Raw genomic sequence first — 23,391 nt, forward strand, 5'->3', positions numbered from 1 at the left:
AGGGAGGGAGCGCGGGACGGACCGGCGCGGGGCGGATCAGCACGGGACGGACCGGCGCGGGCGCGGGTTCAGCCGGGCGTGGGGTCACCGTCCCCGTGCCACGAGTGCCACAGGGCCGCGTACGGCCCCTCGGCCGCCACCAGTTCGTCGTGCGTGCCCAGTTCGGTCAGCCGGCCGTCCTCCATCACCGCCACCCGGTCGGCGTCATGGGCGGTGTGCAGCCGGTGGGCGATCGCGATGACCGTCCGGCCCTCCAGCACCGTGGCCAGCGCACGCTCCGTGTGCCGGGCGGTCGTCGGATCGAGGAGCGCGGTGGCCTCGTCGAGGATCAGGGTGTGCGGGTCGGCGAGCACCACCCGGGCCAGTGCCAGCTGCTGGGCCCGGGAGCCGTCGACGCGCAGGGCCTCCGGCCCCAGTTCGGTGTCCAGCCCGTCCGGGAGCTCCCCGGCCCAGTCGTCGGCGCCGACGGCCGCGAGCGCCGCCCACAACTCGGCGTCTCCGGCGCCCGGTTCGGCGATGAGCAGGTTGTCGCGGACCGTGCCGAGGAACACATGGTGCTCCTGGGTGACGAGGACGACGTGCCGGCGCAGCTGCTCCGGGTCGAGGTCCACGACCGGCACCCGCCCGACGGTCACCGTCCCGCTGCCCGGAGCGTCGACCCCCGCCAGCAGTCTGCTCAGCGTGGTCTTCCCGGCGCCCGAGGGGCCCACGACGGCCAGCCGTTCCCCGGGCCGCACCGTCAGATCGACCCCGCGCAGCACCTCGCCGCCGCCGTCGTACGCGTACCGCACGCCGGTGACGTCGATCTGGTCGTCCACCGGTACGGGCGAGCCGGCCGGCACGGAGCGGGGCGCCCCGGCGAGACCCTCCACGCGGGCGAACGAGGCACCGCTGCTCTGGAGTTGCTCGACCTGGTTCAGGATCTGGTCGAGCGGTTCGGCCAGCCGGTGCAGATAGAGCGTCGCGGCGACCACGGTGCCGAGGCTCAGCGTGCCCCGGGCGTGCAGCGCGCCGCCCACCAGGAGGACGGCGACGACCGGCACGATGTACGAGACGTCCACCGCCGGGAAGAACACGTTGCGCAGGAACAGTGTCCGCATCCGCGTCACCCGGGAGACCTCCAGCGCGTCCTGGCTCGCCCGGATCCGGGTCTCGCGCAGCCCGAACGCCTCCACCGTGCGGGCGCCGGACGCGGTGGCCGCGAGGATCTCGGCGACCTCCGAGGTGGCCGCGCCCTGGGCGAGGTAGGCGGCGCGCGCCCGGCGCAGGTACCAGCGCAGCGCGAACCCGATACCGGCCAGCCCCAGCACCCCGCAGGCGCCGAGCAGCGGGTCGATGGCGAAGACGGCGACGAGGACGAACAGCGCCTGCGCGCCGGAGATCAGCAACTGGGGTCCGGTGTCGCGCAGGGCGTTGCCCACCAGCGTGACGTCGGCGGTGCCGCGCGCCGTCAGATCGCCGGTGCCCGCCCGTTCCACGACCGACGCGGGCAGCGTCAGCGTCCGTTCCACGAACTCTTCCCGCACCCGCGCGAGGGTCCGCTCTCCGAAGCGGTAACCCACGTACCCGGCCCAGCGCGACAGCAGCAGCTGGACCAGCGCGGCCACGAGGATGACGAGCGCCGGCCCGTCCACCGCCTCCACACCGGCGCCGCCGCGTACGTCGTCGATCATCCGGCCGAGCAGCCAGGGGCCGACCAGTCCGGCCCCGGCGGCCAGCGCGTTGAGAGCGAGGACGGCGGCGAACATCCGCCCGTCCGCCCGGATCAGCCGTGTCGCCGCCCGCCGCACCTCGGCGCGCCCCGCCACCGGCAGCCTGCCCGTCACAGCACGACCTCCTCGTCCACGTCCGCCATCGGACCCACGTCCCCCTCGCCGCCCGTCCCCGCGTCCTCGTCCGGCTCGGTGTCGCGGGCCACCAGCGACCGGTATCCCGGTTGGGTCCGCAGGAGTTCGCGGTGGGTGCCGGTGGCCGCCGCCTTGCCGTCGACGAGGAAGCAGACGGTGTCCGCGTGGTCCAGGACGAGCGGTGACGTGCTGGTCACCAGGGTCGTACGGCCCGAGCGGGCGGCGCGCAGCCGGGCGGCGACCTTGGCCTCGGTGTGGGCGTCGAGCGCCGAGGTCGGTTCGAGGGCGAGCAGCACCTCGGGATCCGCGAGAAGCGCGCGCACGAGCCGGACCCGTTGACGCTGCCCGCCGGACAGGTTCCGGCCCTGCGCGTCGACGGCCGCGTCGAGGCCGCCCGGCAGCCCGAGGACGATGTCGTCGGCGGCGGCCGCGCGCACGGCTCGGTCGACGGCCTCCTCGTCGGCTTCCCGGCGTCCTCGGACCAGGTCGCGCAGGACGCCCGCGAACAGGTCGGCCTCGTGTTCGGCGACCAGGATCCTTTCGCGCACCTGGGGCAGCGCGACCTGATCGAGCCGTACGCCACCCCAGGTCACGTCCGAGGCGGCGTACCGGCCGAGCCGGTCGACCACGGCCGCGGACTGTTCGGGGCGGCCTCCGGCCAGCACGGTCAGCCGTCCCGGGACCACCCGTACCCCGGACTCCGGATCGTGCAGAGCGGCCGGGAACTCCGGGGCGTCGAGCGCGTCCGGGGGAGAGGCGGCGGGCTCCAGGGAAAGGAACCTGACGACGCGCCGGGCGGCGACCACGCCCCGGGAGAGTTCGTAGCCGCAGTCGATGAAGAAGTACACCGGCAGGACGAGGACCGCGACATAGCCGTACACCGACACCAACTGGCCGATGGTGATGTCTCCCTGGGCGGCCAGCCGGGCCGCGAGCCAGGTCACCGCGGCCAGCAGGACGGACGGCAGCCCCACGCCGAGCGCCTGGATCCAGCTCGTCACCGCGCCGACCCGGTACCCCTGTTCGCGCAGCTTTCGCGCGTCGCGGCGGAACGCGTCCGCGAACAGCCCCTTGCCGCCGAGGCCGTTCAGGACGCGCAGACCGCCCGCGAGATCACCGATGCGCGCGGTCAGGACGGCCTGCCGTTCCCGGTACCCCGTCTCGGTCCCCTGGAGGCGCAGCGTCAACGGCCCGACGAGCGCGGCCGTCAGCGGAACCCCGAGCAGGAGCACCGCCGACAGCTGCACCGAGACAGGCAGCAGCAGCGCGGCCACGACACCGTAGGTGACGACCGCGGCCAGACCGGGCCCGACCACGGTCAGCGACGTGCCGATCGTGTCCACGTCGCGCACGCCGACCGTGACGATCTCGCCCGTGCCGATCTGCCGCGACAGGGCCGCGCCGAGCCGGGCCGCGTGCTCGACCACGAGCTTGACCGTGCGGAAGTTGGCGTCCATGCGGACCTTGGTCATCGTGCGGTGGCGTACGACTCCCAGACCGGCGTTGAACGTCCCGGTGACGAGCACGGCGGCCGTCCAGCCCGCCAGCGCCGTTCCGTCGCCCGGCTCCAGTCCGTCGTCGATCGCCCGGGAGAGCAGATACGGCGTCAGCGCCAGGAGTCCCATCCACGCGGTGGAGACCAGCGCGCCGGTGACCGACCGGTGTGCCTGCCGGGTGACCAGCCACCACAGGAACCACCAGCCGCCCCGGCGGTCCGGTGTCCCCGGCGCCGCGTACGTGTCGATCATCGCGCTTCGTCCGCCCCTTCGTCCGCTCTCTTCCGCCCGTCCGCGATCCCGCCCGTCCGCGCTAGACGAGGCTGTCGCGCCAGGCCCGGTGCAGGTTCGCGAACCGGCCCGTGCCCGCGACGAGTTCGGCGGGTGGGCCGTCCTCGACGATCCGCCCGTGCTCCATCACCAGCACCCGGTCGGCGATCGCCACCGTCGACAGCCGGTGCGCGATGACCACCGCCGTACGCCCCCGCAGGACCGTCGACATGGCCCGCTGCACGGCCCGTTCGCCCGGGATGTCCAGCGAGCTGGTCGCCTCGTCGAGGATCAGGACGGCCGGGTCGGCGAGCAAAGCCCGTGCGAAGGCGACGAGTTGACGCTGGCCCGCGGAGATACGGCCGCCGCGCTTGCGTACGTCCGTGTCGTAGCCGTCGGGCAGGGCGTTGATGAAGTCGTGCGCGCCGATCGCCTTCGCCGCCTGCTCGATCTCCTCGCGGGACGCCTCGGGGCGGCCGATCGCGATGTTCTCGGCGACCGTGCCCGAGAACAGGAACGCCTCCTGGGTCACCATCACCACTCCGCGCCGCAGTTCGGGCACCGGCAGCTCGCGCAGATCGACGCCGTCGAGCAGGACCCGGCCCTCGGTGGGGTCGTAGAACCGGGCCAGGAGCTTGGCCAGCGTCGATTTGCCGGCGCCGGTCGAGCCGACCACGGCCACCGTCTGTCCGGCGGGCAGCGTGAGCGAGAAGGAGGGCAGGACCTCCCCGCCGGTGCGGTACGCGAAGCGCACCTCGTCGAACACGACCTCGCGGCCGGGGTGTTCGGAGGCGAGGGCGGGGAGCTGCCGGGGCACGGACGGCTCCGGCACGGACGGCGTCTGGGCCAGCAGACCGGCGATCTTCTCCAGCGAGGCCGCGGCGGACTGGTAGGAGTTCAGGAACATGCCGAGGCGGTCGATGGGGTCGTAGAGCCGGCGCAGGTACAGGACCGCCGCGGCGAGCACACCGAGCGCCAGCGAGCCCGACGCCACCCGGTGGGCGCCCCACAGCACGATGCCCGCGACCGCCGTGTTGGCGACGAGCCGGGAGCCCACGACATAGCGGGCCATCTCCAGCAGGGCGTCGCCGTTCGTCCTCTCGTGCCGCCGGTTGAGCACCCCGAACTCGGCCTCGTTGGCGGCCTCCCGGCGGAACGCGCGCACCGGCCGGATGCCGTTCATCGTCTCCGCGAACTTCACGATCACCGCGGCGATCGTCGTCGAACGGACGGCGAAGATCCGGCCCGCGCGGCGACGGTAGCGGCGGATGAGGAGGTACAGCGGCACGAAGGAGACCACCGCGACCGTGCCGAGACCGACGTCCAGCCAGAGCAGCATCGCGGAGATGTAGACGAAGGACAGGATGACGGTGACGAGTTCCTGGAGCCCCTCGCTGAGCAGTTCGCGCAGCGACTCGACGTCCGTCGTGGAGCGGGAGATCAGCCGTCCCGAGGTGTAGCGCTCGTGGAAGTCGATGCTGAGCGCCTGGGCGTGCCGGAAGATCCGGCCGCGCAGATCGAGCAGCACGTCCTGGTTGACCCGGGCCGAGGCGATGATGAAGGCGTACTGAAGGCCGCCGGAGGCCGCTGAGCACAGCAGGTAGGCGACGCCCACGGCGATCAGCGGCCCGTGGTCGTCCTGCCGGAAGGCCGGTACGGCACGGTCGATGGCGTACGCCACCAGCAGCGGGCCCACCTGCACGGCGGCCTGCTGGAGCAGCAGCAGAACGGTGGTCACGACGACCCGGGCGCGGAGCGGGGCGAGCAGCGAGCGCAGTAGCGTCGCGGTGGCGCCCGGCGGAGTGGGCAGGGTGTCGTGGTCGAAGGGGTCCTCGTACGGCTCGGGTTTCGGGGCCGCCCGGCCCTTTCGCCGCCGACCGGGCGGCCCGTCCTTTGGCCCGTCGTGCGGTCCGGTGCCGGTGCTGGTGCCGTCGTCCCGGCCCGCGTCCGGTCCGTCGTGCGGTCCGTCGTGCGGTCCGTCGTGCGGTCCGGCGTCGGTGCCGGTGCTGGTGCCGCTTCCGCCGTCCCGGCCCGCGTCCGGTCCGTCGTGCGGTCCGGTGTCGGTAGCGGTTCCGGTTGCGTCGTCCCGGTGCGCGTCCGGTCCGCCGCCGCGGCCGCCGGCCGTTCCGTCGCCGGGGCCCGCTCCGGTTCCTCCGTCCGGTTCCTCGTCCGGGTCCCTGTCCGGTGCGGTGGTCGTGGGCGCCGCCGTCATCGGCCGTCCTCCTCTGCACCCGACATCAGGTGGGCGTATTCGGCATGGGTGCGCAGCAGTTCGTGGTGGGTGCCGACCGCCGCGATCCGCCCGTCGGAGATCAGGGCCACCCGGTCGGCCAGCAGGACCGTGGACGGGCGGTGCGCCACGATCAGCGCGGTCGTCTCCGCCAGCACCCGGCGCAGCGCGGCCTCGACCGCCGCCTCGGTGTGCACGTCCAGCGCCGACAGCGGGTCGTCGAGCACGAGGAAGCGGGGGCGGCCGACCACCGCGCGGGCCAGCGCGAGCCGCTGCCGCTGGCCGCCGGACAGGCTGAGGCCCTGTTCGCCGACCTGTGTCCCCGTGCCCTGCGGCAGCGCGTGCGCGAAGTCGGCCTGCGCGACGGACAGGGCCCGGTCCAGCTCCGCGCGGCCGGCGGTCCCGGAGGCGCCCATCAGGACGTTCTCGCCGACCGTGGCCGAGAAGAGGGTGGGTTCCTCGAAGGCGACAGCGACGAGTTCGCGAAGTTCCTCGCGGGGCATCCCGGTGATGTCCCGGCCGTCCAGGGTGATCCGGCCGGAGGTCACCTCGTGCAGGCGGGGGACGAGCGCGGTGAGGGTGGTCTTGCCGGTGCCGGTGGCGCCGACGAGCGCCATGCTCTCGCCGGGGCGGACGTGCAGGTCGATGCGGGCCAGCACCGGGGGCGCGTCCGCGGGGGCGTCGGGATAGCGGAACTCGACGCCGTGGAACCGCAGTCCGCCCTCGCCGTCGCTCTTCCGGGCCGCGGGCACGGTGGCCGCGACGGCGACAGCGGTCGTGCCGTCCGACTCCGGCGTCGCGTGCATGACCTCGAAGTACCGCTCCGTGGCCGTCGCGGCCTCCTGGCTCATCGCGAGGAGGAAGCCGATCGAGTCGACGGGCCAGCGCAGGGCGAGCGCGGTCGACAGGAACGCGACCAGCGTGCCGGCGGAGAGCCGGCCGTCGGCGACCTGGATTGTGCCGAGGACGAGGGCGGCGCCGATGGCGAACTCGGGCAGGGTGACGATGACGCCCCAGATGGAGGCGAGCAGCCGGGCCTTGGCCAGCTCCGTGCCGCGCAGTGTCCGGGACAGCTCGCGGAACGCGCGTGCCTGGCTGCGGTGGCGCCCGAACCCCTTGATGATCCGGATGCCGAGCACACTCTCCTCGACCACCGTCGTCAGGTCGCCGACCTGGTCCTGCGCCCGCCGCGCCACCTCCGAGTAGCGCCGCTCGAACAACCAGCAGACGATCATGACGGGGACGGCGGGGGCGAGGAGCACCAGCCCGAGGGTCCACTGCTGGGCCAGCATGATGGCGATGCCCGAGAGGATCGTCACCGCGTTCACCAGCAGGAAGGTGAGCGGGAACGCCAGGAACATGCGGACCAGCATCAGATCGGTGGTCGCCCGGGAGAGCAGCTGGCCCGAGGCCCAGCGGTCGTGGAAGGCGACCGGCAGACGCTGCAGATGCCGGTACAGATCGGCCCGCATGGCCGCCTCGACACCGGCCAGCGGGCGGGCCACCAGCCACCGGCGCAACCCGAACAGGACGGCCTCGGCGATACCGAGCAGCAGCAAATACAACGCCCCGAGCCAGACGCCCGCCGGATCGTGCCCGGTGACCGGACCGTCCACCATCCACTTCAGGATCAGCGGGAACACCAGCGCCAGACAGGACGCGACCACCGCGACGAACGCCGCGCAGAACAGCCGCGCCCGCACCGGGCGTACATACGGCCACAGGCGCAGCAGGCTGCGTACGGTCGAACGGTCGGGGTGGTCCGGGGCGGCTGCATCGGATGTGGTCATCATCAGCGAGCCTACGTTTCACCACTGACAGTGCCCACCGAGTTTTCGGCGCACCTGAATCGTTCGAAGCGGGTCCGGGGCGGACACGGGATCACGGCGGGGGCGGCGCCCGAGAAGTCGTACCGCCGACTCAACCGATCGGCTGATGACGGTCCGAGCGCGATGGCCGATGTGACGGCGGGGCCCCGCTGGGACTCTCGGAACATGTCGGTCATCGAAGTGAGCGGGCTGCGCAAGTCCTACGACGGCCGGGCCGTCGTCGACGATGTGTCCTTCGGCGTCGAGGAGGGCGAGATCTTCGGGATCCTCGGCCCGAACGGCGCCGGCAAGACCACCACCGTCGAATGCGTCGCGGGGCTGCGGGTCCCCGACGCCGGCCGCGTCCGCGTCGCCGGTCTCGATCCCCGCGCGGACCCCGAGGCCACGAGCCGTGTCCTCGGGGTCCAGCTCCAGGAGAGCGGACTCCAGCCGAAACTCACCGTGCGCGAGGCCCTGGAGCTGTACTCCGCGTTCTACCCGCATCCCGCCGACTGGCGCCCGCTCGCCGAACGCCTCGGCCTGACCGGCCGGTTCGGCACCGCCTTCGGCAAGCTCTCCGGCGGCCAGAAGCAGCGCCTGTTCATCGCGCTCGCGCTCATCGGCGGCCCGCGCGTGGTCGTGCTCGACGAGCTGACCACCGGGCTCGACCCGCGGGCCCGCCGCGACACCTGGGAGCTCGTCGAGGACGTCCGAGCCCAGGGCGTCACCGTCCTGCTGGTCACGCATTTCATGGAGGAGGCACAGCGGCTGTGCGACCGGATCGCGGTCATCGACCAGGGGCGCGTGGCCGCCCTGGACACCCCGGCCGGTCTGATCCGCCGCTCCGCGGGTTCCACCGTCATCAGCTTCACCCCGTCCGCCCCGCTGGACGACGGTGACATCGCGGCGCTCCCCGCGCTCGCGTCCGTCGCGCACAAGGACGGCCGCATCACGCTGTCCGGCACCGACGAGACCGTGAACGCGGTCATCACCCTGCTCGCCCGGCATCGCGTCACCGCCCGCCAACTACGCGTCACCGACGCCACCTTGGACGACGCGTTCCTGGACCTCACGGAGGCCACCGCATGAACACCGCCGTCCTGCGCGCCGAGTTGCGGCTCTTCCGCCGTGAACCGGGCGCCGTCTTCTGGATCCTGCTGTTCCCCACCCTGCTCCTGGTGATCCTCGGCTCCGTCCCGGCGCTCCGTCACCACCGCCCCGAGCTGGGCGGCCTGCGCACCGTCGACGTCTACGTCCCGATCACCGTGCTGCTCGGCATGATCGTCGGCGGTCTGCAGACGATGCCGCAGAACCTCACCGGCTACCGCGAACGCGGCATCCTGCGCCGGATGTCCACCACGCCGGTACGGCCGTCCGCCCTGCTGTCGGCGCAGATGCTCGTCCACGGCGCGGCGGCCCTGCTCTCCGCCCTGTGCGCCCTCACCGTCGGCCGGCTCGCCTTCGCCGTACCGCTTCCCCGGCAGCCGTACGGCTATCTCCTCGCCCTGCTCCTGGCGGTCCTGGCCGCGCTGGCGCTGGGCGCGGTGGTCTCCGCGCTGTCCCGGACGACGAAGATCGCGGGGGCCGTCGGATCGGCCGTGTTCTTCCCGATGATGTTCTGCGCGGGCGTGTGGCTCCCGGTGCAGTCCATGCCGGACACCCTCGCCCGGATCGTCGGCTGCACACCGTTCGGCGCCGCCGCGCAGGCCCTGAACCAGGCGGCGGCGGGGAACCCGCCGGGCTGGACGCACCTGGGGGTGATGGCCGTCTGGACCGTGCTGCTCACGGCGGCCGCCTCCCGCTGGTTCCGGTGGGAGTAGGCGCGGGCCGGTGCAGACTGGGGACATGGACGCGGGGGACGGCCAGATCGAGCGACGTCTGGAGCAACTGCACACCTGGGGGCCGTTCGGTCTGCTCGGCATCAGTGTCGTCCTCGCGCTCGTCAGCACCGGCCAGGTGGACGGCCGCGTCGAGTGGGAGACGGACACGGGTCTGGTCGCCGCCGCCATCGCGCTCCAGCTGTGGTGGCACGGCACCCGCTCCCGCCGCCCCGCGCGCGGCAGGGTCCCGTCCCGGGCCGGGACGGCGTACTACGTCCTCCGCTGGGCCATCGCCTTCACGCTCACCCTGAGCAGCGGGTTCTTCGCGTTCTACGCCTCCGCCGGATACATGGACGCCGACGAACTGATCCCGGGCATGTGGCGAAGGCTCGGGCTCTTCGCCGGCGCGATCACCGTGGCGGGCGCGCAGTGCGGAGGCCTGCCGCCGCGGAGTGCGGCCCAGTGGGCCGCGTTCGGCGCGCTCCTGGTCGCCAACTCCGGTCTCCAGACGGTGGTGGCCCACCTCACCGAGCAGGAGGAGCGGCGCTCCCGCGAACGGGCCGCGACCATCGCGGAACTCGAACGCACCAACGCGGCGCTCCAGCGGGCCCTCGACGAGAACGTCGCCCTGCACGCCCAACTCCTCGTCCAGGCCCGGGAGGCCGGGGTGGCCGAGGAGCGCCGCCGGCTGGCCGCCGAGATCCACGACACCATCGCCCAGGGCCTGACCGGGATCATCGCCCAGCTCCAGGTCGCGGCGAACACCCCCGGCCCGGCCGCCGCCCGCGTCCATCTCGAACGGGCCTCGGCGCTCGCCCGCCACAGCCTCGGCGAGGCCCGCCGCTCGGTGCACAACCTGGCCCCGGTGGCCCTGGCGGACGACGGACTGCCCCAGGCGCTCAGGAAGACGGTCGCCGAGTGGGGCGAACGCACGGGCGTACGCGCCGGGTTCACCGTCACCGGCACCAGCGAGGAGCTCCACGACGAGGTCGCGGCGACCCTCCTGCGCATCGCCCAGGAGGCTCTCTCCAACGCCGCACGGCACGCGGCGGCCACCCGCGTCGAAGTGACGCTGAGCTTCATGGGCGACGAGGTCACCCTCGACGTGCGCGACGACGGCCGCGGCTTCGACCCGATCGCCGTCCCCGCTCGCACCGGCAGCGGAGGATTCGGCCTCGACGGCATGCGCGCCCGCGCCGAACGCATCGCCGGCCACCTCGCCGTGGAGTCCGAACCGGGCCACGGCACGGCGCTGTCCGCTCGCGTACCGTTGGTACGCCATGACCGATGACACCCGTATCTCGCTGCTGATCGTCGACGACCATCCCGTCGTGCGCGACGGGCTGCGCGGCATGTTCGAGTCCGCGCCCGGATTCACGGTCCTCGGCGAAGCGGTGAACGGGGCCGAGGCGGTCGAGCGGGCCGCCGTCCTCGACCCGGACGTGATCCTGATGGACCTGCGGATGCCGGGCGGCGGGGGAGTGGACGCCATCGCCGAGCTCACCCGGCGCCGCTCCCGCGCCCGGGTCCTCGTCCTCACCACCTACGACACCGACTCCGACACCCTGCCCGCGATCGAGGCGGGTGCCACCGGCTATCTGCTCAAGGACGCGCCCCGCGACGACCTGTTCACGGCCGTCCGGGCCGCGGCCGAGGGCCGGACCGTCCTGTCACCGGCCGTCGCCTCCCGTCTCGTCTCGGCCGTACGCGCGCCCGCCTCGGCCGAGTCCCTCTCGGCCCGCGAACGCGAGGTGCTGGCCCTGGTGGCCAAGGGCACCTCGAACCGCGGGATCGCCCGCGAACTGTTCATCAGCGAGGCGACCGTGAAGACCCATCTCACCCACGTGTAAGGCAAGTTGGGTGCCAAGGACCGTGCGGCGGCGGTGGCGACCGTGTACGAGCGAGGCATCCTCGGCTGACCGGGCCGCGTCCCGGCCCCCGGGAGGACGCCCCCGGCCCGGCCCCCCGGAGGGGCCGCGCCTTCAGTGGACCCGGAGCAGCAGCACGGACCGCGCCGGCACCGTGATCGCCGTGCCCGCCCGGTGCGTGAGCGCGGGCGCCGCCGCCGCCTGATCCTCGCGCGAGGTGTCCACGACCACCTCGTACGCCGCGGCCCAGGGCGCCCCCGGCAGGTCGAAGGAGGCCGGCCGGTCCCCGGCGTGCAGCACGGCGAGGAAGCTGTCGTCGACGACCGGGGCGCCCCGCGCGTCCCGTCCGGGGATGTCCCGGCCGGACAGATACATGCCGAGGGTCGCGGCGGGCGCGTACCAGTCCCGTTCCGTCATCTCGGTGCCCCGCGCGGTGAACCAGGCCAGATCCCGCAAGCCGTCGGCCGAGTGCGCCCGCCCGGAGAAGAAGGCCCGGCGGCGCAGCACGGGATGCGCGTGGCGCAGCGCGATCAGGCGGGACGTCAGCTCGAACAGCGCCCGCCAGCCGGGGTCGTCCAGCAGCGACCAGTCGACCCAGCTGATCTCGTTGTCCTGGCAGTAGGCATTGTTGTTGCCCCGCTGGGTGCGCCCGAACTCGTCCCCGGCGACCAGCATCGGCACCCCCGTAGACAGCAGCAGCGTCGTCAGCAGGTTCCTCAGCTGACGCCGTCGCAGGGCCCGCAGGCCGTCGTCCGCGCTCTCGCCCTCCGCCCCGCCGTTCCAGGCCCGGTTGTCGTCGGTGCCGTCCCGGTTGCCCTCGCCGTTCGCCTCGTTGTGCTTGCGCTCGTACGACACGAGGTCGCGCAGGGTGAAACCGTCGTGCGCGGTCACGAAGTTGACGGAGGCGTACGGACGCCGGCCGCCCCAGGCGTACAGGTCGCTCGACCCCGACAGGCGGTAGCCGAGATCGCGTACGTCGGGCAGCGCCCCGCGCCAGAAGTCCCGTACGGCGTTGCGGTAACGGTCGTTCCACTCCGTCCACAGGGGCGGGAAGGCGCCCACCTGATAGCCGCCGGAGCCCACGTCCCACGGCTCGGCGATCAGTTTGACCCGGCGCAGCACCGGATCCTGGGCGATGACGGCGAGGAACGGCGACAGCATGTCGACGTCGTGCATGGACCGGGCGAGCGCGGCCGCCAGGTCGAAGCGGAAGCCGTCGACGCCCATCTCGGTGACCCAGTACCGCAGCGAGTCGGTGATCAGCCGCAGCACCTGCGGCTGCACGACGTGCAGGGTGTTGCCGCAGCCCGTGTAGTCCGCGTAGCGGCGGGCGTCGGACTGGAGCCGGTAGTACCCCCGGTTGTCGATGCCGCGCAGCGACAGCATCGGGCCCAGTTCGCCGGCCTCCGCGGTGTGGTTGTAGACGACGTCGAGGATGACCTCGATCCCCGCCGCGTGCAGCGCGCGCACCATCCGCTTGAACTCGCCGACCTGCTCGCCCCTCGTGCCGGAGGCGGCGTAGCCGGCGTGCGGGGCGAAGTAGCCGATCGAGTTGTAGCCCCAGTAGTTCTTCAGGCCCCGGCGCAGCAGGTGGTCCTCGTGCGCGAACTGGTGCACCGGCAGCAGCTCCACCGCGGTCACCCCGAGATTCACCAGGTGCTCGATGGCGGCCGGGTGCGCCAGCCCCGCGTAGGTGCCGCGCAGGTCCTCGGGGATCCCCGGGTGCAGACGGGTGAATCCGCGCACGTGCAGTTCGTAGATGACCGAGTCCGCCCAGGGCGTCTTGGGGCGGTGGTCGTCCGACCAGTCGTCGTCGTCCTGGACGACGACGCCCTTGGGGACGAGGGGCGCCGAGTCGCGGTCGTCGCGCACGGTGTCGGCGACCTGCTGCTGGGGCCAGTCGCGGACGTGTCCGTACACCTCGGGCGGCAGGGTGAAGTCGCCGTCCACGGCACGGGCGTACGGGTCCAGAAGCAGCTTCGCCGGGTTCCAGCGGGCGCCCGTCCACGGGTCCCAGCGGCCGTGCACCCGAAAGCCGTAGCAGCGGCCGGGGAGCACTCCGGGGACGAAACCGTGCCAGATCTCGTGGGTGAGTTCGGTGAGCGGGACGCGGGTCTCGGCGCCCTCGTCGTCGAAGAGGCACAGGTCGACGGCCTCCGCGCCGCCCGCCCACAGGGCGAAGTTGGTGCCCGTGGTGCCGTCGGGGCCGACCCGGAAGCGTGCTCCGAGCGGGGTCGGGGCACCCGGCCACGCGGCGACGGGAGGCGCCGCGGGGCGCCGTGAGCCGTTCAGCGCGGGAGCGGCCGGCTCCACCACCGGGTCCGCGGGCGCCGGCACGACGGCGGGCGGTGCGGCGGCGGGCTGCTCCGCCGGGTCCGTGACGGTCTGCGCGGGCAGCCCGCCGCCCGCGGCGCGTCCCTCGTGGACCGCCTCCTGCTCGGGTGCGCTCGACACCGGTCAGCCTCCCACGGCTCATGGAACGGCACGGAAAAGGGTGCACGGCGTCCCGGCCGCGGCTCCTTGGCGCGTCGTCCTCCCCACTGTTCTGCCCAGAGCGTGGCTCGCACTCACGTTTCCCGGGAGGGGCGGCGTCGTTGGGTCCCTTGTGAAGCACGTACACACGCGCGCGCGGCGCGCAGGGGCCGCGCTGGCCGCCGTACTGACCTGGGCCGGTCTGCTGGCCGGAGCCTCCGGCTGCACCTCCGGCGGGATCTCGGACGGGATCGGGGAGGCGTTCGGCAAACCGCGGTCGCCGAAGGACGTCATCCACATCTCGCCCGACGACAACTCCAAAGGCGTACGGCCGCGGGAGCCACTACTGGTACGGGTGCCCGGCGGGCGCCTGGAGTCCGTGAAGGTGGTCAAGTCCCAGGACGCCCGGGAGTCACCCGTACCGGGGCACATCAGCGACGACGGCCTGTCCTGGAGACCGGACGACGGGAGGCTCGCCCTCGCCGCCAAGTACACCGTGGACGCGGTGGCCCTGGACGGCGGCGGGCACCGCTCGGCCCGCCACACCACGTTCACCACGGCCGTCCCCGACGAGCGGTTCATCGGGTACGTCACCCCGGAGGACCGCTCCGTCGTCGGCACCGGGATGATCGTCTCCCTCGAGTTCAACCGGGAGATCGAGAACCGGGCCGCCGTCGAGCGCGCCATCCGCGTCGAGGCGCGGCCGGCGGTCGAGATCCGCGCGCACTGGTTCGGCGGCGGCCGCGTCGACTTCCGTCCCGAGCGGTACTGGAAGCCGGGCACGAAGGTCACCGTGACGCTGCGGCTGCGCGACGTCGAAGGGGCATCCGGCGTGTACGGACTCCAGTCCAGGACCTTCTCGTTCACCGTCGGCCGCGACCAGACGTCCCTCGTCGACGCCCGCGCGCACACCATGGAGGTACGCCGTGACGGCGACCTCCTCGCCACCGTGCCGATCACGGCCGGTGCGCCGAAGACGACGACGTACAACGGGAAGATGGTCGTCACCGAGATGCTCGAGGTGACCCGGATGAACAGCCGGACCGTCGGCTTCGGCGGTGAGTACGACATCCCCGACGTTCCGCACGCGATGCGCCTGACCGACTCCGGAACCTTCCTGCACGGCAACTACTGGGCACCGGACGCCTTCGGCAACACCAACGTGAGTCACGGCTGCGTGGGGCTGCGGGATGTGAAGGGCGGCGGTTCCGACACCCCGGCGGGCTGGTTCTTCGACCGCAGCCTCATCGGGGACGTCGTCGAGGTCGTCCACAGCAAGGACAAGAAGGTGGCCCCCGACAACGGACTCGGTGGCTGGAACATGGGCTGGAAGGAGTGGAAAACGGGTGGGGCGGTGAAGTAACCCGATATACGGGTATGCGCGCAACGGGCTCCAGCCGCGCCCCGCACGGCCGAAGTTGGGACTGAACGGTGACCTCCCCGGGGATCCATCGCTCCTGGTCGTGTGATTAATTAGCGCGATACGCGCGTGGGACGCGCTGGAGTGCGGGCCTGCTCACAGGCCGTGCGAGGGGAGAGACAATTTTGAACGGGCGACCGATATCGGGGGCGTCGGTTGGCGCGCGGAAACGTGGGAGCAAGGGAATCCTGGCGCTGCTGCTGGGAGTTCTGCTGCTCGCCGTGACCGCCTGCGGCGGGGGCGGGAGTTCGGACAGCGAGGCCGGCTCGGGCGACGGCAAGGGCAAGGGCTCCAGCGGAACGGCGGACACCAAGGTCTCGCAGGCCGTGGTGACCATCGCTCCGAAGGACGGCGCCGCCGACGTGAAGACCAGCGGCGCCCTCAAGGTGACCGCGGCCAAGGGCAAGCTGACCGAGGTCGAGGTCGAGGACACCAAGGGCAACGCCGTCGAGGGCAGCATCACGGACGGGGGCGCCACCTGGACGCCCTCGACCCACCTCGCCGGGGCCACCAAGTACAAGGTCCACGCGGTCGCCAAGGACTCCGCAGGCCGTGAGGCGGCCGAGGAGGCCGCGTTCACCACGCTGACCCCGAAGAACACGTTCGTCGGCATCTACCAGCCGGAGGACGGTTCCAAGGTGGGCGTCGGGATGCCCTTCTCGATCCACTTCACCCGGGGCATCACGCACCCGGACGACGTCAAGAAGGCCATCACCTTCACGACCGAGCCCGCGGTCGACGTCGAGGGCCACTGGTTCGGCAACGACCGTCTCGACTTCCGCCCCGAGAACTACTGGGCGGCCGGCACGAAGGTCACCGTCCACTTCAACCTCGACGGTGTCGAGGGCCGCCCGGGTGTCTACGGCAAGCAGGCCAGGACCGTGAAGTTCACGATCGGCCGCAGCCAGGTCAGCACGGTCGACGCCAAGACCCACAAGATGGTCGTCAAGCGTGACGGCAAGGTCCTCAGGACCATCCCGATCACGACAGGCAAGCCGGGTTACGACACCTGGAACGGCCAGATGGTCATCAGCGAGCGCCTCAAGGTGACCCGCATGAACGGCGAGACGGTCGGCTACGGCGGCGAGTACGACATCAAGGACGTGCCGCATGCCCAGCGCCTGACCAACTCGGGAACCTTCATCCACGGCAACTACTGGGGTGGCGGCGCCTTCGGCAACTACAACGCCAGCCACGGCTGCGTCGGTCTGCGCGACGTGCGCGGCGGCTACGACGGCAAGGTGCCGTCGGCCTGGTTCTTCGACAACTCGATGATCGGCGACGTGGTCGTCGTGAAGCACTCCAACGACAAGACGGTCGCCCCGGACAACGGCCTCAACGGCTGGAACATGTCCTGGTCGGACTGGACCGAGTAACCGGTCTTCGCGACGGTCCGCGGCGGGCCGGGTGTGCTGTGACTCAGCACACCCGGCCCGTTGCCGTTAACGGCCACTAACCTGCTTCCATGACTGTGCATCTCGAAGTGGCCGAAGGCGTGGGCACCATCCGCCTGGACCGCCCTCCCATGAACGCCCTGGACGTGGCGACGCAGGACCGGCTCAAGGAACTGGCCGAGGAGGCCACGATCCGGCCGGACGTCCGCGCCGTGGTGCTGTACGGCGGGGAGAAGGTGTTCGCGGCGGGCGCGGACATCAAGGAGATGCAGGCCATGGACCACGCCGCGATGGTCGTGCGGTCCCGGGCCCTGCAGGACTCCTTCACCGCCGTCGCCCGCATCCCCAAGCCCGTCGTCGCCGCCGTCACCGGATACGCGCTCGGCGGCGGCTGCGAACTGGCCCTGTGCGCCGATTACCGCATCGCCGGGGACAACGCCAAGCTGGGCCAGCCGGAGATCCTGCTCGGCCTGATCCCCGGTGCCGGCGGCACCCAGCGGCTCTCCCGGCTCATCGGCCCCTCCAAGGCCAAGGACCTCATCTTCACCGGCCGCATGGTCAAGGCCGACGAGGCCCTCGCGCTCGGCCTGGTCGACCGGATCGTCCCCGCAGCCGACGTCTACACCGAGGCGCACGCCTGGGCCGCCCGGCTCGCGCAGGGCCCGGCCATCGCGCTGCGCGCCGCGAAGGAGTCCATCGACGCGGGTCTGGAGACGGACATCGAGACCGGGCTGGCCATCGAGCGGAACTGGTTCGCGGGCCTGTTCGCGACGGAGGACCGCGAGCGGGGCATGCGCAGCTTCGTGGAAGAGGGTCCCGGCAAGGCGAAGTTCCTCTGACCCGTCCGCCGCGCCGGTCCGGGAGACGGCGTCCGCCTCCGGGCCGGCGCGGCCGATCGCGCCCTCCTCATCACCGCCGGCCCCCTCGCGGTTGACGCGGTGTCATACCCCGGGTCCCTCGATGGGGCGCTTTATCCCTGGCTTAAGACAGCCTTAAGCCCACCTTGTCGAGGGGCGGCGGTGATTGCCCCGGACCGGCCTGTTCCGGCAGGTCGGACGGGCTCTCGGTGCCTCCGAACTGCCTGTGGCATATGCCCATCGAATAGTGTGGAATGTCGCGTTCCGGGGGGCCTATTCCTTCGGAACGGCCCCGGAGCGGTCGCCGGACGGCCATGATGGGGGCATGGCGGGGCTGGAGGGTATGGAACAGCCGCGGCGGCACGGAAGTGCGACCGCGGCGCGCTGGACGCCTGCGGTCGAGGACGAACGAGCGCTCAAGGCACTGGAGTTGTTCGGCAATCCGGCGGAGTCGGAGGTGCTGCTGCCGTCCCGCCCGGAGTCCGCGGCCACCGCGCGACGGCTCGCCCAGATCGTGGTCCTCAGGCACTGGGGCCTGTCCCCGAAGATGGCCGAGGACGCGGTCTTACTCGTCTCCGAACTCGTGGGCAACGCCGTACGGCACACCGGCGCCCGCGTCTTCGGACTCCGTACGCGCCGCCGCCGCGGCTGGATCCGCATCGAGGTCCGTGACCCCTCCCGCGGCCTTCCCTGTCTCATGCCGGTCCAGGAACTGGACCTGAGCGGCCGGGGGCTCTTCCTCGTCGACAAACTCTCCGACCGCTGGGGCGTCGACCTGCTGCCCCGCGGCAAGACCACCTGGTTCGAAATGCGCGTCGCCGACCGCTGACCGCTCCACGCATAAGCCCCGGCCGCGTGGCAGCCGGGGCTTGCGGGGCGGCGCGGAACGAATTGGGGTGTGAACCGCGCCACCGGCGACAACCATGGCCCGGGTCAATGGGTGGAGGTCGCACCGGTGACTATCGCAGACCCGGCCGATTGATCCAAAAACAGAGGGCGCCGCCGCGCTCGCGGCTCCCGTGGCCCCGTACGGCCCGTATCCGCGCGCCGCGAAGCGACCCGCACCACCACCCAGTCGGACCAATCGCCGGTTTTTCGGCCGATTCACCCTTAAATGGTCAGGTGACCACGCCCGCCGAAGACCACGCAGCCCCCGCCCCGCCCCGGCGCGCTGCCCTGCTCACGGGACTCGCGCTCACCGCAGGAACCCTCGCCGCCGGAGCGACCGCCGGCTGTTCCGCCCCGCGAACCAGCCGGCCCCACCACCTCACGACCCCTCCGGCCGCGCCCAGCGCACCCCCCGCCACGGCGACCCGCGGAGCCTCCGCGCTCGCCCCCGCCCCCCGCCGCTACCCCGGCCGGCCCGCCGAGATCACCCACGGCTCCCGCACCCACCCGTCCAGAGTGGCCCTGACCTTCCACGGCCAGGGCGACCCCGCCGTGGCGAAGGCGGTTCTCGGCGAAGCGGAGAAGGCGGGCGCCCGGGTCACCGTCCTCGCGGTCGGCACCTGGCTGGACGAGCACCCGGACATCGCCCGCCGGATCCTCGACGGCGGTCACGACCTCGGCAACCACACGCTGAGCCATCTCGACATCAACGCGATGACGGAGACGGAGGCGGCGGCGGAGATCCGGGGCTGCGCGGACCGCCTCAGACGGCTCACCGGCTCGATCGGCACCTGGTTCCGGCCCTCCCGCAGCCCCCGGGCCTCCCCCCTGGTCCAACGTCTCGCCCGCGACGCGGGCTACCCGCACACGCTCTCCTACGACGTCGACTCCCTCGACTACACCTCGCCGGGAGCCACCGCCGTCACCCGCAAGGTACTGGCCGAGGTCCGGCCCGGCTCCGTCGTGAGCCTGCACTTCGGATACGCCGGCACGGTCGCCGCCCTCCCCGGCCTTCTGCACGAACTCGACCGCCGCGGCCTCGTCGCGGTCACCACCACGGAGCTGCTGAGCTGATGCTGACGCCACCCTCCTCCCCGCGCCGCGTGCTGATCGCCGGCGCCGCCCTCACCGCGCTGGCCCTCCTCGCGGGCTGCGGCGGTTCCACCCAGGACCACGCCCAGCGGACGCACAGCACCACCAAGGCGGCCGTCCGGCCCGCCCCGGTGAAAAGGCCGGTTGTCCAGGGGCTGCCCGGCATGCCCCCCTTGCTGGACCCCGCGGACGTCTACGCCGCCGACCGTCCGAACCGGCTCTCCCCGGTGGTCAGGGACTTCCCGTCCCGCGTCTACGTGCCCAACACCAACTCCAACACGGTCACGGTCATCGATCCGAAGACGTACAAGGTCATCGAGACGATCCCGGTCGGTGTCCAGCCCCAGCACGTCGTCCCGTCCTGGGACCTGAAGACGCTGTGGGTCAACAACGACCGGGGCAACACCCTCACCCCCATCGACCCGAAGACCGGCAGGGCGGGCAAGCCGGTCGACGTGCACGACCCGTACAACCTCTACTTCACGCCCGACGGCAAGTACGCGATCGTGATGGCCTCCCTCGACCGCGAACTCGTCTTCCGCGACGCGCACACCATGAACACCGTCAAGGCGGAGCCGGTCAGCTGCTACGGCGTCAACCACGCCGACTTCTCCCCGGACGGCCGCTACTTCATCGTCTCCTGCGAGTTCAGCGGCGAACTCCTGAAGGTCGACACCGAGCGGATGAAGGTGATCGGCAAGCAGAGGCTGCCGTTCCACGGGGCGATGCCGCAGGACGTGAAGATCTCCCCGGACGGCAAGAAGTTCTACATCGCCGACATGATGGCCGACGGCGTGTGGATCCTCGACGGCGACAAGTTCACCGAGCCGACCCTGCTGCACACGGGCAAGGGTGCCCACGGGCTGTACGTCAGCCGGGACTCGCGCGAGATGTACATCTCCAACCGCGGCGAAGGCACCATCTCCATCTTCGACTTCACGCGGAACCGGCTCACGAAGAAGTGGCACCTGCCCGACGGCGGCAGCCCCGACATGGGCGGCGTCTCGGCTGACGGCAAGGTCCTGTGGCTCTCCGGCCGGTACAACGCGGAGGTGTACGCCATCGACACCCGCACCGGCGACCAGATCGCCCGTATCCCCGTCGGCAGCGGCCCGCACGGCCTGGCCGTCTACCCCCAGCCCGGCCGGTACTCGCTCGGCCACACCGGCATCTTCCGCTGACCGCTCAGCGGGGCAGGAGCAGAGCCTCCGAGCCCACCGGCCGGTAGCCCGCCGCCTGGAACGCCCGCGCACTGCGGGCGTTCCCCGCGGCCACCTGGGCCCAGACCGGTCCGCCCGCCAGGTGCCGCGCCGCCGACGCCAGCGCCCGGCCCAGCCCCCGGTGCCGTACACCCTCGTCCACCTCCACGGCGACCTCAAGACGTCCCGCGACCCCTCGCCCGAGGACGAGGATCCCGCCGTCCGCGGCCCACGCCCGCACGCCGTCGCGCCGCACGCGGGCGCCCGTGACCCGGGGGTGTGCCGGGCCGTCGGTCTCCGTGAGCGCGAGGGACGCCGGGCCGGGGAGCGGGGTGGCGACCCAGAGCACGTCCACCGTGTCGTTCGACCGGCCCGTCCGCTCCATGAGCGCGGCGAGGAACCGCGGGTTCATGGCGGCCGCGAGCGGGTCGCAGTCCAGGGCCCCCCAGCGCGGCGCGCACCCAGCCCTCGTCCTCGTCGGTGAAGACGACCGAGTGCGCGGTGAAGGCGAGGACGCCGGTGTCGCGGGGGGAGCGAGGGCGTACGACCGTGGTGGCGCCGTCGGGCGGCGGGAAGACTCCACGGGCCGCGGCGTCCAGGATGTCGCGCAGACTGCCGGGCATGACCGTCCCCCACCGCTTGAGTCTCCACCCACTGGAAGGCCCAGACTCCCAGACATGATCGACGACGGCACCGGCCTTCTCACCATCGGCGAGCTCGCCCGCGCCACCGGCCTGACCGTGCGCACCATCCGCTACTGGTCCGACGAGGGTGTGCTCGCCCCCGTGACCCGCTCCGCGGGCGGCTACCGGCTCTACGACGCCTCCTGCGTCGCCCGCCTGGAGCTGATCCGCACCCTGCGCGAGCTGGGTCTCGGTCTGGACGACGTGCGCAGGGTGCTGGCCGGTGAGCGGACGGTCGCGGAGGTCGCGGCGGCCCATGTGGTGGCGCTGGACGCCCGGATCCGTTCCCTGAAGGTGACCCGGGCGGTGCTGTCGACCGTGGCACGACGTGGTTCGAGCGCACAGGAGACGACACTCATGAACAAACTGGCGCGGCTGTCCGCCGCCGAACGCGGGCGGATCATCGACGACTTCATGGAGGAGACCTTCGGGGGACTGGACACCGCGGACCCCGACGTCCGTACCCGGCTGCGGTTCGGCGTCGGTGATCTGCCGGACGACCCGACACCCGCGCAGGTGGACGCCTGGGTGGAGCTGGCCGAGATGATCCAGGACCCGGGCTTCCGGGCGCGGATGCGCGAGATGATCGAGTTCAACGCGGCGGACCGGGGCCCGGAGGTGCCGGCGGGTACGTCCCTGTGGTTCATGAGCCGGCTGGTGCAGCTCGCGGGCGAGGCGCTGGGGCAGGGTGTCGAGCCCGGTTCGCCGGAGGCGGACGCGGTGCTCGGCCGGCTTCTCGGCGACGCGGACCGGGCCGCCGTCCTCGTTCGGATGGAATCCGCGGCCCACGCCGAGATGGCCCGTTTCCGGGAGCTGGCCTCGCTGGTCCGCGGCATGGACCCGCTGTCGGCGCACCGTGAGGAGTTCGCCTGGGTACTCGCGGCACTGCGCGCCCATCCGGACCGTTAATCTGACCTCCGTACACAAGGCAGTAACGCACGCAGTGATGCACGACGAAGGGGCGGATCGGTGGCCGACATCGAGGAAGCACGCAAGCAGTTCGAGCGGATCGATACGGACGGTGACGGGTTCATCACCGCAGCCGAGTTCAAGACCGCTCTCGCCCAGGGCGGCGACTGGAACGTCACCGAGTCCGTGGCGGAGGCCGTCATCGCCAGCCGCGACCTCAACAGCGACAAGGTCCTCTCGTTCGACGAGTTCTGGACCCACCTGAGCAAGTGACGCCGTCCGAAGGGGCGCCCGCCGGACTCCCGGCGGGCGCCCCTTCGGCGTGAAGGCACCCGCCGGCCCGGTCGCCCCGGCGTCCCGTTCCGGCCGGCCGGGCGCCTCCGGACAGCCGGATCTCGTATGTCCCGGAATAGCTGATCCGTTCCCGGGGTTGCCGTGCGCATCAGGAGCCTCAACCCCGGAAGGGTCTGTCTCATGAAGATCGGCATCATCGGCGCGGGCAACATCGGCGGCAACCTCACCCGGCGGCTCACCGCGGCCGGGCACGACGTCTCCGTCGCCAACTCCCGCGGTCCCCAGACGCTCGGCGCGCTCGCCGAGGAGACCGGGGCGACCCCCGTCACGGTCGATAAGGCGGCACAGGGCGCGGACGTCGTGATCGTCACGATCCCGCTCAAGGCCGTACCGAACCTGCCGGACGGCGTCCTGGACGGAGCCGCCGAGGACGTCGCCGTCATCGACACCGGCAACTACTACCCGCAGCAGCGCGACGGCAGGATCGCCGGGATCGAGGACGACGGCCTCACCGAGAGCCGCTGGACCGCCCGGCAGATCGGCCACACGGTCGTCAAGGCGTTCAACGGCACCTACGCGCAGGACATCCTGGACCGGGCCCGTCCGGCCGGTGCCCCCGACCGCATGGCACTCCCGGTGGCCGGTGACGACGCGGCCGCGAAGCGGCGCGTACGCGACCTCATCGACGAGATCGGCTTCGACACGGTCGACGCCGGCGGACTGGACGACTCCTGGCGCCAGCAGCCCGGCACCCCCGTCTACGGCCTCCAGGAAGGCCGTGACGCGGTGACGAAGGCGCTGGCGGAGGCGCCCCCGGAGCGCCCGGCGGACTTCCGCGGGTGAG

General features: G+C 72.3%; 17 protein-coding genes and 2 pseudogenes. 13 read left to right on the top strand and 6 right to left on the bottom strand.

The genetic code is table 11. The annotated features are described in order from the left end of the window. Nucleotides 1-68 precede the first annotated feature (68 nt). The 4 genes from ACF07B_RS22035 to ACF07B_RS22050 form a co-directional block, all read right to left on the bottom strand. On the bottom strand, nucleotides 69-1,826 hold the full coding sequence (locus ACF07B_RS22035) for an ABC transporter ATP-binding protein (protein ID WP_392180208.1): 1,758 nt from the start codon (nucleotides 1,824-1,826) through the stop codon (nucleotides 69-71). Beyond that, nucleotides 1,823-3,595, bottom strand: coding sequence for an ABC transporter transmembrane domain-containing protein (locus ACF07B_RS22040; protein WP_392180209.1), 1,773 nt, complete (start codon nucleotides 3,593-3,595; stop codon nucleotides 1,823-1,825). Before ACF07B_RS22040 ends, ACF07B_RS22035 begins: the two co-directional genes overlap by 4 nt. A gap of 61 nt (nucleotides 3,596-3,656) precedes the next feature. Further along, a complete protein-coding gene (locus tag ACF07B_RS22045) occupies nucleotides 3,657-5,825 on the bottom strand; it encodes an ATP-binding cassette domain-containing protein (RefSeq protein WP_392180210.1) in 2,169 nt (722 codons plus the stop codon). Next, on the bottom strand, nucleotides 5,822-7,633 hold the full coding sequence (locus ACF07B_RS22050) for an ABC transporter ATP-binding protein (RefSeq protein WP_392180211.1): 1,812 nt from the start codon (nucleotides 7,631-7,633) through the stop codon (nucleotides 5,822-5,824). Before ACF07B_RS22050 ends, ACF07B_RS22045 begins: the two co-directional genes overlap by 4 nt. A gap of 204 nt (nucleotides 7,634-7,837) precedes the next feature. Between ACF07B_RS22050 and ACF07B_RS22055 the strand changes: the two genes are divergently transcribed. The 4 genes and pseudogenes from ACF07B_RS22055 (at nucleotide 7,838) to ACF07B_RS22070 (ending at nucleotide 11,390) form a co-directional block, all read left to right on the top strand. Beyond that, nucleotides 7,838-8,740: an ATP-binding cassette domain-containing protein gene (locus ACF07B_RS22055; RefSeq protein ID WP_384233346.1), complete on the top strand. Its 903-nt coding sequence runs from the start codon at nucleotides 7,838-7,840 to the stop codon at nucleotides 8,738-8,740. After that, the gene (locus ACF07B_RS22060; protein ID WP_392180212.1) at nucleotides 8,737-9,471 is read left to right on the top strand and encodes an ABC transporter permease; all 735 of its coding nucleotides are present in this window, start codon (nucleotides 8,737-8,739) and stop codon (nucleotides 9,469-9,471) included. The genes ACF07B_RS22055 and ACF07B_RS22060 overlap by 4 nt, the downstream gene beginning before the upstream one ends. 25 nt (nucleotides 9,472-9,496) lie before the next feature. Further along, nucleotides 9,497-10,762, top strand: a complete 1,266-nt coding sequence (locus ACF07B_RS22065) for an ATP-binding protein (RefSeq protein WP_392180213.1) — start codon at nucleotides 9,497-9,499, stop codon at nucleotides 10,760-10,762. Continuing rightward, a pseudogene (locus ACF07B_RS22070) lies at nucleotides 10,752-11,390 on the top strand (response regulator). Before ACF07B_RS22065 ends, ACF07B_RS22070 begins: the two are co-directional and overlap by 11 nt. Before the next feature lie 63 nt (nucleotides 11,391-11,453). Here the strand turns inward: ACF07B_RS22070 and glgX are convergent. Further along, nucleotides 11,454-13,793 (bottom strand): glycogen debranching protein GlgX, encoded by a 2,340-nt coding sequence (gene glgX, locus ACF07B_RS22075; RefSeq protein ID WP_392180214.1) that lies wholly within the window; start codon nucleotides 13,791-13,793, stop codon nucleotides 11,454-11,456. 151 nt (nucleotides 13,794-13,944) lie between these two features. On the opposite strand from glgX, the gene ACF07B_RS22080 reads away from it, so the two are divergent. The 6 genes from ACF07B_RS22080 (at nucleotide 13,945) to ACF07B_RS22105 (ending at nucleotide 20,643) form a co-directional block, all read left to right on the top strand. Beyond that, nucleotides 13,945-15,174 (top strand): Ig-like domain-containing protein, encoded by a 1,230-nt coding sequence (locus tag ACF07B_RS22080; RefSeq protein WP_392180215.1) that lies wholly within the window; start codon nucleotides 13,945-13,947, stop codon nucleotides 15,172-15,174. 182 nt (nucleotides 15,175-15,356) lie between these two features. After that, entirely contained in the window at nucleotides 15,357-16,607 is a 1,251-nt protein-coding gene (locus ACF07B_RS22085) for an Ig-like domain-containing protein (RefSeq protein WP_392180216.1), read from the top strand. Between the two features lie 89 nt (nucleotides 16,608-16,696). Continuing rightward, entirely contained in the window at nucleotides 16,697-17,464 is a 768-nt protein-coding gene (locus ACF07B_RS22090) for an enoyl-CoA hydratase/isomerase family protein (RefSeq protein ID WP_369485102.1), read from the top strand. A 238-nt stretch (nucleotides 17,465-17,702) separates the two neighbouring features. Continuing rightward, nucleotides 17,703-18,311, top strand: a complete 609-nt coding sequence (locus tag ACF07B_RS22095; protein WP_392180361.1) for an ATP-binding protein — start codon at nucleotides 17,703-17,705, stop codon at nucleotides 18,309-18,311. Between the two features lie 293 nt (nucleotides 18,312-18,604). Beyond that, complete coding sequence (locus ACF07B_RS22100; protein ID WP_392180217.1) at nucleotides 18,605-19,444, top strand: polysaccharide deacetylase family protein; 840 nt, start codon at nucleotides 18,605-18,607, stop codon at nucleotides 19,442-19,444. Next, nucleotides 19,444-20,643, top strand: coding sequence for a YncE family protein (locus ACF07B_RS22105; protein WP_392180218.1), 1,200 nt, complete (start codon nucleotides 19,444-19,446; stop codon nucleotides 20,641-20,643). The genes ACF07B_RS22100 and ACF07B_RS22105 overlap by 1 nt, the downstream gene beginning before the upstream one ends. 4 nt (nucleotides 20,644-20,647) lie before the next feature. On the opposite strand, the pseudogene ACF07B_RS22110 reads toward ACF07B_RS22105, so the two are convergent. Beyond that, nucleotides 20,648-21,284, bottom strand: a pseudogene (locus ACF07B_RS22110) (GNAT family N-acetyltransferase). A 54-nt stretch (nucleotides 21,285-21,338) separates the two neighbouring features. Here ACF07B_RS22110 and ACF07B_RS22115 point away from each other — a divergent pair. The 3 genes from ACF07B_RS22115 (at nucleotide 21,339) to ACF07B_RS22125 (ending at nucleotide 23,390) form a co-directional block, all read left to right on the top strand. Next, entirely contained in the window at nucleotides 21,339-22,253 is a 915-nt protein-coding gene (locus ACF07B_RS22115) for a MerR family transcriptional regulator (RefSeq protein ID WP_392180219.1), read from the top strand. Between the two features lie 60 nt (nucleotides 22,254-22,313). Beyond that, nucleotides 22,314-22,526, top strand: a complete 213-nt coding sequence (locus tag ACF07B_RS22120) for an EF-hand domain-containing protein (protein WP_362391819.1) — start codon at nucleotides 22,314-22,316, stop codon at nucleotides 22,524-22,526. 201 nt (nucleotides 22,527-22,727) lie between these two features. Then, nucleotides 22,728-23,390: an NADPH-dependent F420 reductase gene (locus ACF07B_RS22125; protein WP_392180220.1), complete on the top strand. Its 663-nt coding sequence runs from the start codon at nucleotides 22,728-22,730 to the stop codon at nucleotides 23,388-23,390. Nucleotide 23,391: the final 1 nt, after the last annotated feature.

The organism is Streptomyces sp. NPDC015532, from assembly GCF_043078065.1.
Classification (GTDB): Bacteria; Actinomycetota; Actinomycetes; order Streptomycetales; family Streptomycetaceae; genus Streptomyces.

Coding starts and splice junctions, on each gene's coding strand:
- ACF07B_RS22040 (WP_392180209.1), bottom strand. CDS start 3,595: ATGATCGACACGTACGCGGCGCCGGGGACACCGGACCGCCGGGGCGGC.
- ACF07B_RS22045 (WP_392180210.1), bottom strand. CDS start 5,825: ATGACGGCGGCGCCCACGACCACCGCACCGGACAGGGACCCGGACGAG.
- ACF07B_RS22050 (WP_392180211.1), bottom strand. CDS start 7,633: ATGACCACATCCGATGCAGCCGCCCCGGACCACCCCGACCGTTCGACC.
- ACF07B_RS22055 (WP_384233346.1), top strand. CDS start 7,838: ATGTCGGTCATCGAAGTGAGCGGGCTGCGCAAGTCCTACGACGGCCGG.
- ACF07B_RS22060 (WP_392180212.1), top strand. CDS start 8,737: ATGAACACCGCCGTCCTGCGCGCCGAGTTGCGGCTCTTCCGCCGTGAA.
- ACF07B_RS22065 (WP_392180213.1), top strand. CDS start 9,497: ATGGACGCGGGGGACGGCCAGATCGAGCGACGTCTGGAGCAACTGCAC.
- ACF07B_RS22090 (WP_369485102.1), top strand. CDS start 16,697: ATGACTGTGCATCTCGAAGTGGCCGAAGGCGTGGGCACCATCCGCCTG.
- ACF07B_RS22105 (WP_392180218.1), top strand. CDS start 19,444: ATGCTGACGCCACCCTCCTCCCCGCGCCGCGTGCTGATCGCCGGCGCC.
- ACF07B_RS22115 (WP_392180219.1), top strand. CDS start 21,339: ATGATCGACGACGGCACCGGCCTTCTCACCATCGGCGAGCTCGCCCGC.
- ACF07B_RS22125 (WP_392180220.1), top strand. CDS start 22,728: ATGAAGATCGGCATCATCGGCGCGGGCAACATCGGCGGCAACCTCACC.